At 42.6% G+C, this 12,977-nt stretch carries 10 protein-coding genes; 2 read left to right on the forward strand and 8 right to left on the reverse strand.

The genetic code is table 11. The annotated features are described in order from the left end of the window. Positions 1–13: 13 nt before the first annotated feature. On the forward strand, positions 14–814 hold the full coding sequence (locus tag DD616_RS02600) for a response regulator transcription factor (RefSeq protein ID WP_208871405.1): 801 nt from the start codon (positions 14–16) through the stop codon (positions 812–814). A gap of 92 nt (positions 815–906) precedes the next feature. Next, on the forward strand, positions 907–2,157 hold the full coding sequence (tyrS, locus tag DD616_RS02605; RefSeq protein ID WP_013868455.1) for a tyrosine--tRNA ligase: 1,251 nt from the start codon (positions 907–909) through the stop codon (positions 2,155–2,157). A gap of 308 nt (positions 2,158–2,465) precedes the next feature. On the opposite strand, the gene DD616_RS02610 is transcribed toward tyrS, so the two are convergent. The 8 genes from DD616_RS02610 to DD616_RS02645 form a co-directional block, all read right to left on the reverse strand. Then, positions 2,466–3,659, reverse strand: coding sequence for an acetate/propionate family kinase (locus DD616_RS02610; protein WP_094144255.1), 1,194 nt, complete (start codon positions 3,657–3,659; stop codon positions 2,466–2,468). A gap of 329 nt (positions 3,660–3,988) precedes the next feature. Beyond that, complete coding sequence (gene vctC / locus DD616_RS02615) at positions 3,989–4,750, reverse strand: iron chelate ABC transporter ATP-binding protein VctC (protein WP_013868453.1); 762 nt, start codon at positions 4,748–4,750, stop codon at positions 3,989–3,991. A gap of 6 nt (positions 4,751–4,756) precedes the next feature. After that, positions 4,757–5,707 carry an iron chelate uptake ABC transporter permease subunit VctG gene (gene vctG / locus DD616_RS02620; protein WP_026028182.1) on the reverse strand — a complete coding sequence of 317 codons (951 nt, stop codon included), beginning with the start codon at positions 5,705–5,707 and terminating at the stop codon, positions 4,757–4,759. A gap of 22 nt (positions 5,708–5,729) precedes the next feature. Beyond that, positions 5,730–6,665: an iron chelate uptake ABC transporter permease subunit VctD gene (gene vctD / locus DD616_RS02625; protein ID WP_026027432.1), complete on the reverse strand. Its 936-nt coding sequence runs from the start codon at positions 6,663–6,665 to the stop codon at positions 5,730–5,732. A 27-nt stretch (positions 6,666–6,692) separates the two neighbouring features. Then, positions 6,693–7,604 carry a siderophore ABC transporter substrate-binding protein gene (locus DD616_RS02630; RefSeq protein WP_026028180.1) on the reverse strand — a complete coding sequence of 304 codons (912 nt, stop codon included), beginning with the start codon at positions 7,602–7,604 and terminating at the stop codon, positions 6,693–6,695. A 195-nt stretch (positions 7,605–7,799) separates the two neighbouring features. Further along, the gene (locus DD616_RS02635) at positions 7,800–8,981 is read right to left on the reverse strand and encodes a DUF3103 domain-containing protein (RefSeq protein WP_017045107.1); all 1,182 of its coding nucleotides are present in this window, start codon (positions 8,979–8,981) and stop codon (positions 7,800–7,802) included. A gap of 239 nt (positions 8,982–9,220) precedes the next feature. Further along, complete coding sequence (locus tag DD616_RS02640) at positions 9,221–11,665, reverse strand: M9 family metallopeptidase (RefSeq protein ID WP_208871406.1); 2,445 nt, start codon at positions 11,663–11,665, stop codon at positions 9,221–9,223. 187 nt (positions 11,666–11,852) lie between these two features. After that, positions 11,853–12,614, reverse strand: coding sequence for a class II glutamine amidotransferase (locus DD616_RS02645; protein ID WP_019282661.1), 762 nt, complete (start codon positions 12,612–12,614; stop codon positions 11,853–11,855). Positions 12,615–12,977: the final 363 nt, after the last annotated feature.

Here is a 12,977-nt window from a genome sequence, read left to right on the forward strand (position 1 = left end):
CATCTTATACGTTATGACTAAATCGCAATTTAATAATCTACTCGCTGACTCTATTTCTTCTCTGAAATCACCGAGTTTTACGCCTAATCTAATGGCTTTCATCGCTTCTCTAGTGAATTATGACTGTGCAGTAATTCTCGGCCTGCGTACAGATAAACATCCCATTTATCTTTATGATTCCATTAAAAATAATCGAGAATTACTTTTTGACCGTTACCTCACTTCTGCATTTCAAGATGACCCATTCTACAAAATGCTCACTATTAATGAGCAGCAAGGCGTTTTTTCATTAAAAGACGTAGCCAAACGGGATATGGATTATCAAACATACTGTAATCAGTTTTATCTACAAACTGGCTGGAAAGATGAGTTAAGTATTCTTATTAAAGTTGAAGCAACTCGCTGGGTCCTTATCTATTTAGGCTGCACCCATGAAGACAATTTATTTTCGCCATTAAATGTAAAAACGTTAAAATCATACTTCTCAGTCATTCAATCGCTATGTCAACAACACTGGAAGCAAACTGAATTCCTTCTTGCGGAACCTGTCTTTTCTCCGGAATCCTACTCAGTAAAAAAACGAAAGTTCATAGAAGATGGCCTGCACTCTTTTGGCAAAGATTTACTTTCAACTAGAGAGAAACAAATAGCCCGTTTAATATTGCAAGGACTTGATACCAAAGAAATAGCAAAACAGTTGGGCATTACAGAAGGAACGGTAAAAAATCACAGAAAGCGTATCTATGCTCAACTGAGGGTATCGTCACTCAGTGAACTGTTTCAAATCTTCCTCAACCATATTATTACCCACTAAATGAACTCATTATCCCTTTAAGGATATATCTCGCATAAGGTTCTATTCGTAATCTGTACATCACATTATTCATTACAGAGAAGACGTGATAGATGACATTCATTCAGGAACTACAAACGCGCGGATTAATTGCTCAAGCCAGTGATTTAGACCAAATACAGCAACAACTGAACCAGCCACAAACAGTTTACTGCGGTTTCGATCCTACCGCTGGCAGCCTTCATATTGGGCACTTAGTTCCTCTAATTATGCTCAAGCGTTTTCAAGATGCCGGACATCAAGCATTAGCGCTTATTGGTGGTGCAACGGGCATGATTGGCGACCCAAGTTTCAAAGCTGTAGAGCGCAGTTTGAATACTGAAGAAACGGTAGCCAGTTGGGTCAAAGATCTCACTACTCAAATCGAGCAGTTGCTAGCTCCTCATTTAAGCAAACCCATGACTATCGTCAACAACGCAGAATGGATGAGAGATATTAATGTCATCGATTTTTTCCGTGATGTCGGTAAGCATTTTTCAGTCAACAATATGATCAGCCGTGAGTCGGTAAAACAACGATTGCAAAGGCCTGAACAGGGCATTTCATTTACAGAATTTAGTTATAGTTTACTCCAGTCCTATGATTTTTCGGTGCTTAATCGAAACCATGGTTGTTGCTTACAAATTGGTGGTAATGACCAATGGGGAAATATTGTCAGCGGTATTGATTTAACACGTCGTCAGAATGGAGAACAAGTATTTGGTTTGACCCTACCTTTGATAACGAAATCTGACGGTACTAAATTTGGTAAAACAGAAGGAGGAGCCGTTTGGCTTGACCCTGAAAAAACATCACCGTATATGTTTTATCAGTTTTGGTTATCCACTGAGGATACCGATGTTTATAACCTTCTTCGATACTACACATTCTTAACCTGTGAAGAAATCGATCAGATAGAATGGCAGGATAAGTCAAGCAACGGTAAACCCGAGGCACAAAAGATTCTGGCGCAGAATATGACTCGTTTTGTTCATGGTGAATCAGGGCTACTCAGCGCAGAGCGTATTACACAAGCATTATTCACAAATAGCCTTGAGAAGCTGAGTTATAGTGAACTCAAACAATTAGAGCTAGATGGTATTCCAAGCATCGAAAGCACTCAACAAGACATTGTAGAATTGTTGGTCGAATCAGGGTTAGCGAAATCAAAACGCATCGCCAGAGAGCTAATTGAAGACAATGCGATTAGTGTAAATGGTGAAAAAATAACACCAGATAATTCACTGCTAGGTTTCCCATTGTTTGATCAATACTGGTTGATTAAGCGCGGTAAGAAGCATTTTGGCTTAGTCAAACGCAAATAAATGAGAAAGAAGTGAAAAAATAAAGGCAATGCGGTTCGGCTCTGTCGTATGAGAGTTGAACGCATTACTTTAAGTATTACAGTGTTTGACTTAGGTAAAAATTAATTAGACGGATCCTGAAAAGGAATGGGGTATAAACAAGTCAACACGAACCTTGTTGATTTGAGGGCACAAAATGAATTGTAGAAGTCAATAGAGCTAGTAATGGGTGTGTCGCCATGCACATCCTTAGCGATGGTCTATCCAACATATGAGTACAAAAAAAGCGAGCACTAAGCTCGCTTTTATCTATTTGATTTTAAATGTAATTATAGCAACTCAACCGACTGTTGAGCGATCACGAATTCTTCGTTAGTTGGTACCACAAGCGCTACTGCATTTAGCATGTCTGATTTTGCGATAATGCCAGCATTACCGAATCGAGCTTGCTCGTTACCTTGCTCATCTTCCACAAAACCAAGAATTTTCAGGTTGCGTAGAATTTCACGACGAATAGGCAATGCGTTTTCGCCAATACCACCGGTAAAAATAATACCGTCGAGCGAATCAAGCGCTGCAAGGTATGATGCGATGTATTTCGCCACACGGTAGGTGAAGACTTGGAAGGCCAATGTAGCGCCTTCATGACCTTGCTCCATGGCTTCTAGAATGCCACGTGCATCGCTGGTTAAACCAGAAACACCCAAGAAACCAGAGGCTTTGTTCAATGAATTAAACACTTGTTCTTGTGTCCACCCCTTCTTCAATAGAAATTCAATGATGCCGGGGTCAAGGTCACCACAGCGAGTGCCCATCATCAAACCAGAAAGCGGTGTAAAACCCATACTGGTATCGACACTCTGGCCATCTTTAATTGCGCACACTGACGCACCATTACCAAGGTGAACAGAAATAAAGCTGCTTTCTTCAACTGGCTTGTTGATCATTTTTGCCGCTTCACGGCTCACAAAATAATGGCTGGTTCCGTGGAAACCATAGCGGCGAATACCAAACTCAGTGTATAACTCTTTTGCAATCGCACCTGTGTAGGCTTTTGCTGGCATGGTTTGGTGGAAAGCGGTATCAAAAACAGCAAACTGCGGTAACTCAGGAAACGCTAGCATTGCCGCGCGCATACCAATCGCGTGTGCTTTATTATGTAACGGTGCTAAATCACTAAGCGCTTCAACTTCGTTGACGATTTTTTCGTCTAACTTAACGGTCTTAGTAAACTTCTCGCCACCATGTACTACGCGGTGCCCAATCGCAACGACGTCATCAATCAAGCCGTAGCTTTTCACAAGCTCAACCAGTTTTGCAACCGCCAACAGGTGGTGATTCACTTCACCTTGAATCGCACAATTGGCTTTTTCTCCGTTAAACTTCCAGCTCATACGGGCATCATCAAGCCCAAAGCATTCACCTAGACCACTCAGTACGGCATCCCCCGTATTTGAATCAATCACCGCAAACTTCAGTGATGAGCTGCCAGAGTTAATAACCAAAACAAACGAGTTCGACATGGGGTAAGTTTCCTGTTTTAGACTAAGTGTTGAAGTATACAACTTCTTGGTTTACGTGACCCTCATTATTCAATAATTTTTTAATCTTTCAACTTTGTTTTAGTTTCAGCATCATGCCAAACGATTTTTTCTTGATCTGAGGCAAGTTATTATTTCTTTTGAAGTGAGAAATATATCAATATTTAAGTCCATCCTGTAGCGCGCAGTAAACATCTGCGCTTCCACCATTTTGCGTTGACAACATTAGGAAGTAAAAAGGGGGCTTACGGTGAATCGAAAGCGTTCTGTTCAGTACTCGTAACGTTACGCACACCGGTAGTTAAACCGCATCAATGGGTGTAATACATACAAATACGCTTGCTTTCTATTTCTAATACGTTGAACGGCGTTTCATAGATATCGCTCAAAACCGACGATTGAATCACCTCTTGTACTGTGCCAGTTGCTACTACTTGGCCTCGTTTCAGCGCAATGATGGAATCGGAGTAACAGGATGCAAAATTGATGTCGTGAATCACCACGACCACCGCTTTATTCAACTCATGTGCTAAACGCTGAATAGTGGCCATGATCTGCAATGAGTGTTTGATATCGAGGTTGTTCAATGGCTCATCGAGAAAGATGTAATCGGTATCTTGGGCGATCACCATGGCAATAAAGGCCAGCTGGCGTTGGCCGCCACTCAGTTCGTCTAGGTATTTATCTTCTATCGCTTTAAGATCAAGATATTCGATCGATTGCTCAATCATCGCATGATCGTTGGCCGTTAATTTACCTTGCGAATAAGGAAAACGGCCAAAAGCCACCAGTTCTTTCACGGTAAAACGCATGGTCAGAGTATTGGCTTGGCGCAGAACTGATAGCTTTTTAGCCAACGCTTTAGTATCCCATTCAACCAGCTCTTTGCTTTCAATCCAAACTTTACCGCTATCACGGCTGACCAAACGGCTGGCCATCGACAGTAAGGTACTTTTCCCTGCGCCATTAGGGCCAATAATTGAAGTGACCTTGCCTTTTTCAAACTGCGCACAGGCCTTATCCACAACGGCTTGTTGGCCAAACACTTTAGTCAGTTTATCTAGCTGAATCATATGAAATTAAACCATTTTATTACGTAAAAGGAGGGAGAGAAAATAGAGGCCTCCGATGAAATTGATCACCACACTCAGCGTTGTTTCAAACTGGAATACTTTTTCAACCACCCATTGACCAGAAAGTAATGCACACACCGCCATCGCGGAACAACCAATCAATAAGGTTCGGTGTTGGTATGAACGAAACCACTCACGCGTTAAGTTGGTGACCAATAAGCCAAAGAACATCACGGGCCCAACTAAAGCTGTAGAAATAGCAATTAATACCGCACTAAGCATCAATACATGGTGCGTCACTCGGCGTACATCCACCCCTAAACTGACCGCGTTATCGTTATCCAGCCATAAAACATCCAACACGCGATGCAGGCGAAACAGGCCAAAGCAAACCAACAGCAGTAACGGTGTTACCCAATACACAAGTTCCACTTTCACGTTGTTGAAGCTCGCAAACATATTGGCCTGTACCGATGAAAAATCATTCGGATCCATCAGCATGATCAAAAAAGAGGAAATGCTGGAAAACAGTTGCCCCAGAATGACTCCTAATAACAACAACACCATTAAGTTGCTCTGCTGCTTACGAAAATAAAAAGCGAACAATAAACTAGAAAAGAGCAACATGGCAGCAACGGACAACGAAAAATTGAGGTAAGCATTAAGCGCGTAGCTACTTAGGCCACCAAAAAGAGTCACCACGAGCACCTGCACGAACAGGTAGAGTGAATCAAACCCCATGATGCTGGGCGTTAAAATTCGGTTGTGGGTAATGGTTTGAAATGCTAGAGAGGACTGCGCAATGGCAATACCCGCTAACACCATCGCCAATACTTTGGGTACACGACGAGAAAGAAAATAATGATAGTTGTCGGCGTTCAATCCAACACCAATAAATAACCCAGCAAAAAGCAGAGAAGCCAAAACCAGTAACCACAGTTTGGTATGATCATGCAAAGTGATGCTCGCACATACAGACTTACCCATGGCGTTGGCCTCGCAACAGCAACACAATAAATACACTGCCACCGAGAATACTGATGATCATCGAAATCGGCACTTCATAGGGGAAAATAATCAAACGGCCGCCCAAATCGCATAGCAGTACCAATAACGCACCGAAAATGGCCGTACGAGGGATATTTTTGCGCAAGTTGTCACCGTAATAGTGGCTGACTAAATTGGGCACAATCAACCCTAAAAAAGGCAGTTGACCGACAATCATCACAACCGTCGCAGACATCACCGACACCAAACAAACGCCAATCACCAGCACTTGCTGATAGTTAAGCCCTAAGTTCACAGCAAAATCTTTACCCATGCCGACCGCCGAAATTCGCGCCGCATACAAATAGCTAAAGAGGGCAACCGGAATCGCAATATAGAGCAGTTCGAAATCCCCTTTCAGCAAATTGGCAAAATTGGCTACCGTCCAGCTAGAAAGGTTTTGTATCGCATCGTATTTGTAAGCGATGAAGGAGGCGGCGGATTCCACCACATTACCAAAAATAATGCCGATCAAAGGGACAAAAATGGCATTTTTAAACTGCACGCGCTGAATCAGTTGGACAAACAGCAAAGTGCCCGCAATCGAAACCGAGAAAATAAGCCACAAGCTTTCACCGTGGCCAAAAAAGACTAAGCTCAACACGTAGCCCAGCATGGCGCATTCAATGGTACCGGAGGTAGAAGGCGCGGCAAATCGGTTTTGGCTGATTTGCTGCATAATAAGACCCGCGATACTGAGCCCTGCCCCGGCTAAAACAATCGCCAACAAACGTGGCAAACGACTGGTAAAGAGCAGTTGCCAAGCATGGGCATCCCCTTGCAGTAATGCCATTAGTGATAGATTGCCTACCCCCACAAACAGTGAAGATAGGCTGACTACCAACAAAGCAAGCAATAACTTTTTCAAAGCTAACCTCAGCTTGTTTGTGGCAAATTAGTGAATGTGTACAGCATTTCTAACGTCGCTGATCATCTGCTCGGTAGCAGTCACACCAGAAATGGATAGGTACCAAGCATTAAGGTCTAAAAACGCCATGCTTTTATTTTTGTAGGCTGCAGTCGCTTTGATCAGGTCATTTTCAAACTCTTGGCGAGTGTGACTTTGCCCTTTGTTGACTAACGTATCACGATCAATGATCAATAAGGTTTTAGGATCATGTTCGCGAATAAATTCATAAGAGATTAGATCGCCATGGCGTGTCGCTTTGATGCTATCGACGGTCGTTTTGAATCCAAAATCTTTATACACCGCCGAGAAACGTGATTCAGGCCCAAAAGCGGTAATGTTACCGCCAGAGCTCATCACTGTGAGCGCATCGATTTGGTTGTTCTGATTAAAGCTACGAAGTGCTTGAAACTGCTTATCTAAATCTTCAATTTTGGCTTCCACTTGGTCTTCAATAGCAAAGACTTTGCCTAGATTACGCCACTGCTGTTGTGTACTCTGCCAGTAGCCTTGGCTTGCATCGGCTGCAAAAACGATAGTTGGTGCAATTTTAGATAGCTCGTCATAACTGGTTGCGGCGCGCGGCCCAATCACAATCACATCCGGTTTTTGCATATAAATGGTTTCGAAATCAGGCTCAAATAAAGAACCGGCAGGTGCGTATGTATCGCTGTTGTACTTCGCTAAATAATTCGGCAGTTCAGTCACTTTCGATACCGCGACAGGTTCAATACCAAAGCGATCTAATGTATCTAACGCACCCAAACCAATGACAACCACACGTTGCGGATTTTGCTCGATCGTCGTGGTACCGAGTTGATGCTCCACAGAAACGGTTTTAGCACTGAGAGTAAAAGAGGTAAGCAAGCCAAGTGCTGCCAAACTAAACAACGATTTCATATAGGTTCCCATTTAAAATAACTGCGACAGATTTTGATAAGCATTCGCATTAAGTTCGGGTAATATAATCGTTGACCGTCGTTCAAGCAACCCTATTCACATCAAAATCAGCCATGATGATCAGAAGCAGCAAGAATGATGAAAAAGCGAGCGCTAATAAGAGATTCGCGCTCGCTTTCTAGGGGGAGAGAAATGTTATGGACGTGTCGGGTTAATCGTCAAAGGCTCAAAAGTGGCCACTGCGTTACCACTCGCTCCAGGATGATCAACATAGCTGGTGTCTTGCATCAAGGTGTAAAAGACATCGACATAATCGTCGTCGTTGACCAGTAAACCATCGGGAATCGCATCAATGATCTTGCCCGTGATTTGCGGAATAATCGCATACGCCTGCACTTCTGGATCAGGGATAAGCTTCAGCACTTCTTCGGCTACTTTGACGAGTAATTTAGCCAGCTCTTTATAATCGGTACCATCATCTTGCTCCATCAAGATAAGATCGGCTGCGCCCCAACGGTAACGAGACCATTGGATCATCACTTGATTTGGGAAGTAATCTTGCTTGTCGTAATCCAAATAAGGCATTTCAACTAAGTCAATGGTCGGCTCATCTCGGCTTGGATTGATGCCTGTAACAATCGCATAAATTTCAGCCGCTCCAGAGATCCACGGTTCTTTGTCATCCGCTAAACGAATTTTTTTCAGCACTGTGGTGGAAATAGGCTCAGCGCTATTATCGCTGCTGCGGGCCATCGCTTGCGCGGCGACGCTACCACTTTCTACTGTGGTCAATGTGGTCGATTGACCCAATGCGTTCATCTGTGCACGCATTGCTTGTAAGCCTGCGCGCAATTCCACTTCGCTATTACTATCAACCACGAAAACGGGTACATCTGGCATTTGATATACATCCAGTTGATGCACCTGTCCGTACACATCAAACGCTTCAATATATTGCCAAGACGCATCATTACCTTTGGGCTCAAAAGCAAACAACGGGCTTTGCCCTTCTTGCCACTCTTTAATCATCGACGCATCGGCAATACGCAGTTGCAGCAATTGCTCAGTAAAATCCTCAATGCCTTTCATTGAACGAATTTGCGCGTCCGCTACAACCATCTGTTGACTAAAATCGGAATCAGGCTGCTCTTCAAACAAAGTGGAAACAGAAATGGATAGGTTTTGCGCGCTGATTTCAGTTTTAAGTGTAGTTTCAAGCTCGGCGTAACTTTCACTCAGTTGCAGTGCTAACGCTCTTTTTTGCTGTGCAATCGCATCAGCATTAGATTGGCTGGTGCTACTGGTTGTCGCTTCTTCTGAGTTGCACCCCATAATAGTGGCCACAAGCAGTAATGAAACGGGTGTTATATATCTCATAATGAACCCTTAATATTTTTAATTACAACATAGAGTAATAACTCTACATAAAAACACAATATCACCGAATGCTATTCTTTCAAGAAATAAATAGAGTGTTAATTTATATTCTTCCCACAAGATCAAATTATTATTAAGTAAAGATTAAATTACATAATGTTAATATAGCTATTACTTTTCTGGCTAATCATATGATTTTAATAAAAAGAAGTGCTTTTACACTTCTTTTTATTCATTAATTATTCATAAGTTGCATAGAGCTCAACTTGGCTATTGGCTTGCTGTGCATTAAGCATGAAATGGACATAGCCCGCTTGCGTTACTGGCAGTTCAATATACTCATAGCTATCAGCACGTTTAGACGCTTGGTCAAAATGAGTCAATGTAGGCCAGTGCTCGCTTTCTGCATAAAGATCAACATTGTGGGCTGCCATCTCATCAATAGGCTGGAGCCAAACTTTGACACTGCTCATTCCCTCTGGTACATAAATCGCTGCATAGCGAGTTTGATGAATACCCAACGTCATTGGCTGACGATTTTCGAGAACAACAGGTGCTAAATCATCACTAGGCTTTTGCGTATTATCGGTAATGGCGTAACTTACTTTCGTATTTAATTCAACACGCTGGTAAGCTTCTCTACCCGTAATACTAAAATAATAGCGACCCGGTAAAACGGTACCATTGGCTTGTTTTTCTAGTGCAATTGTTTCATTACTATGCAGTTCAAAATTTGTTATTTGATAATCATAATAATGCGCAATTTTTTCATAACTTAAATAAAGATCGGCGTCACCATCACCGCTAATATTAATCGACAATTCACTGATATTATCTGGAACATCAATATAATAGAGTTGTTCACTGTACTGCTCACCCGACAAGGTAACACTCTGCCCTAACGCTAAATGATTCATCGTGTCTTCTGGTTGAATTGGCGGCACAGTCGGATCGTCTGGATTACCACTGTCCGTTGTCAAAGTGTCTAACCAAGTTGAAAATTCGCTGTCTAGGCTTTTGCCGATCCGTTTCACTTGCTCAGCCCATACTTTGAAATCGCCACTACGTGATAGCGCTAGCAGTTGATCCACTTCATTGGGATGGTTTTCCAGCATAAAACGAACCGCTAAATAGCCCCAGCGATAAATTTGATTGGTGTCATTTTGATAAGTAGTGGCTAGCACTTGCGTGAGGCTCAGTTTTTTCTCAGCAATTAAGTCTACCGCCGCTTGGTAGCCTTTTTTATAGTGCATGTATTCAGCGAAGCCTTCCAACCACCACACGATATAGCCTTCACTTAAATTGAGAGAAAACGAACCGTATTGATTGTAGCGTCCGTCCAAATAATGCACATATTCATGCTCTAAATTGAGAATAGACAACGCCTCATCCTGCGCATATCGATAAGCGACAAAGCGCGCTGTGTTGTTGGCATCAGCCGGGTTGCCTTCAAGGTATTGCCCGCCGTTGTTGGTAGTATTGCCAAACAAGAAGTTGGAATAACTGACATAACTTTCGTTGCTATCAAATACCACCACTTCCACTTGTTGATTGAGATCATCGGCCACGGGCGTGAAACCTGTGTTGGCAACGGCATGGAAGTCGGCTTCTTTCTCATTCAAAATTTCACACGCTTGCTCTGCTTGTTGTGGTGTTAAGCCTTGCGAACGGATAATGGCAGGCCCATCACATTGATGACGATTTGGCATGATACGCTGTTCAAGTTGCTGCTTAGCTTGCGTTAAATTAAGCGCTTCCAATGTCTCTGGCGCGTAGTAAGAAAGCATTTCAACCGCAGCAATCCAGAGTTTATCGCTACGTCCACCCAGCGGGTAACGTTCCAGTACTTTTTCTAAAATCGCAATGACTCGAGTTTTGGTGTTTGGGTAAGGGCTAACCAGTAAGCGCCCCGTTTCACGCACCGCATTGTACAAAATGAAATCGGCATCGGTTCCTAACGCCCAATCATGCTCAGTGGCAAAACGATACAGTGTCTCCAAATATTCTGGATGGGCTTCAATGTCTTGATAAAAATCATCACGCGAAGCATGGCCGCTCATGGATCGAAATAAGTTATTTAAACCATCAACAAACTGCACATCTTGCGCCGTTTGTGGGTTAAAGGCGTCCAATAGCACGATGAAATTCGTCATCGTTGAAGGTAGGCGTTTCACGTTATCGACCATTAACGTTAAGCTCGACATGGCCGCCACTTGTTCACGACCTAAGCTCAAACTATAAGGCGATAACATAAACTGGTTAATCGTATCCGCAATCGCATTACTCAATTGGTCCGAATAATCACCAAAATCTTGTTTTACACCATAGCGCACATAATACGCGGCACGGATAAACTCCCCCAGATTAGCAATAGATTTGGCTTGCGCTTCTGTTCCTTGATATTGCGAAACCTCTAACGCCAGCGCTCGGTTAATGCTGTCTATACTATTTTCACTGTATAGACCCAAGATGGCTTTACTATCGGTATAAAACCACGAGTTATAACAGGCTGGTTGTGCATTTTTAATCGCTAAAATTGGCTCTTGTGCTTGGGTGATATCATTAAACTGGCAGGCATCTAATGCATAAGAAAAAGACGGTAATCCTGCTAACGATAATGCCAATAGCAAAGCATTAGGTTTGGGACGAGGGGAATGAATAGATGGAACCGGAGCAATACGCATAGTAACGACTCTCTATAGATCATAGAAATGAATGAGTCGCGATTTATATCAGAATCACATCAACAAAATGAAACTTGATGCACAGAAACCAGGATCTTACTTCAAAAAAGAATTGCTCTCATGAGAGAGCAATCGATTAACCAATAGATCTTATATATCAATACATTACTAATTTTTCCACCACTAACTAAGTGATCGGATACACAGTACATTGAGTGCCAATCACATGAGTAATGGTTTGCGGCTCAATCATTTGCCAACCACTTTCACTATCAAGGGGTTCTGACGCAACCACCATATTATCGCCTTCGCTTTTACTAAACACGGTCGGCGGATTACCATCAGAGCTATAACGCACTAACCAAAAATCTTGCCCATCAGAGATACAAATCGAAGCTTTAAAAGGTGTGACTATCTGTTTCTCCGCCAAAGCCTGCGCAATTTGACCAATCGTGGTCGTAATGGCTTGTACTGGCTGACTGCGTAACCCATTACTCATCATCAATAAAAAAATCAATTCACTATCCGTTGTCCCAACACGCTTGACGTATAGCGATTCCGGTAGCTGCCGTTCTAAGGCGAATTTCACTTTTTCAAACTCACCAATTTGCCCGTTATGTAAAAACATCCAGTGATCCAAAATAAACGGATGACAGTTAGAACGGGAAACCTGCGTTCCGGTGGACGAACGCACATGTGCCATAAAACGGTGAGAACGAATGTGATGCGTTAAGGATCGCAGGTTTTCATCTCCCCAAGCGGGTAAGACTTCATGAAACTGCCCGGGTGTAGTGCGTTCGGTATACCAACCCAGCCCAAACCCATCAGCGTTGACACGGGTGACCGCTTTACGCGCTTCTAAACTTTGGTGCACGAGAGAGTGTTCCGGTTGATAAACCAGTTGATCGAGGTAGATAGGAGTTCCTTGGTAGGCGAGCCAGCGGCACATAATGCAAACATTCCAAAATAATCAGTCACTGATTTCAATAAAGCACGTTTGCTCAATGGCTGCAAGGTGTCCAGGCAACGATACCTTTGCCACTTGGCTCATCAACGCCACAAGTTAATGACTCTTAAATGCAGGCTTAAATGATGAATTATTTATTGAACTAAGATCATCTTTTAGCAAAGTTCATATTATTAAAAACACTAAACCTATTATTAGTCATTGTTGGTTTTGACCCAACATTCACTTTCGATTGAATTCTAACCTATCACTTTATTTATCTAAAGAATTTCATCTTCATCATTAAGAATAAAATACAAATCCATCAATTATTAATTCTAAATTTAAGAATAAAGAACCAACATA

The sequence above is a fragment of the Vibrio anguillarum genome (genome assembly GCF_003390515.1).
Taxonomy (GTDB): Bacteria; Pseudomonadota; Gammaproteobacteria; order Enterobacterales; family Vibrionaceae; genus Vibrio; species Vibrio anguillarum.

Bases quoted from the DNA above. Each gene is read 5' to 3' on its own strand.
- DD616_RS02600 (WP_208871405.1), top strand. From the start codon at position 14: ATGACTAAATCGCAATTTAATAATCTACTCGCTGACTCTATTTCTTCT.
- DD616_RS02610 (WP_094144255.1), bottom strand. From the start codon at position 3,659: ATGTCGAACTCGTTTGTTTTGGTTATTAACTCTGGCAGCTCATCACTG.
- DD616_RS02635 (WP_017045107.1), bottom strand. From the start codon at position 8,981: ATGAGATATATAACACCCGTTTCATTACTGCTTGTGGCCACTATTATG.
- vctC (WP_013868453.1), bottom strand. From the start codon at position 4,750: ATGATTCAGCTAGATAAACTGACTAAAGTGTTTGGCCAACAAGCCGTT.
- tyrS (WP_013868455.1), top strand. From the start codon at position 907: ATGACATTCATTCAGGAACTACAAACGCGCGGATTAATTGCTCAAGCC.
- DD616_RS02640 (WP_208871406.1), bottom strand. From the start codon at position 11,665: ATGCGTATTGCTCCGGTTCCATCTATTCATTCCCCTCGTCCCAAACCT.
- DD616_RS02630 (WP_026028180.1), bottom strand. From the start codon at position 7,604: ATGAAATCGTTGTTTAGTTTGGCAGCACTTGGCTTGCTTACCTCTTTT.
- DD616_RS02645 (WP_019282661.1), bottom strand. From the start codon at position 12,614: ATGTGCCGCTGGCTCGCCTACCAAGGAACTCCTATCTACCTCGATCAA.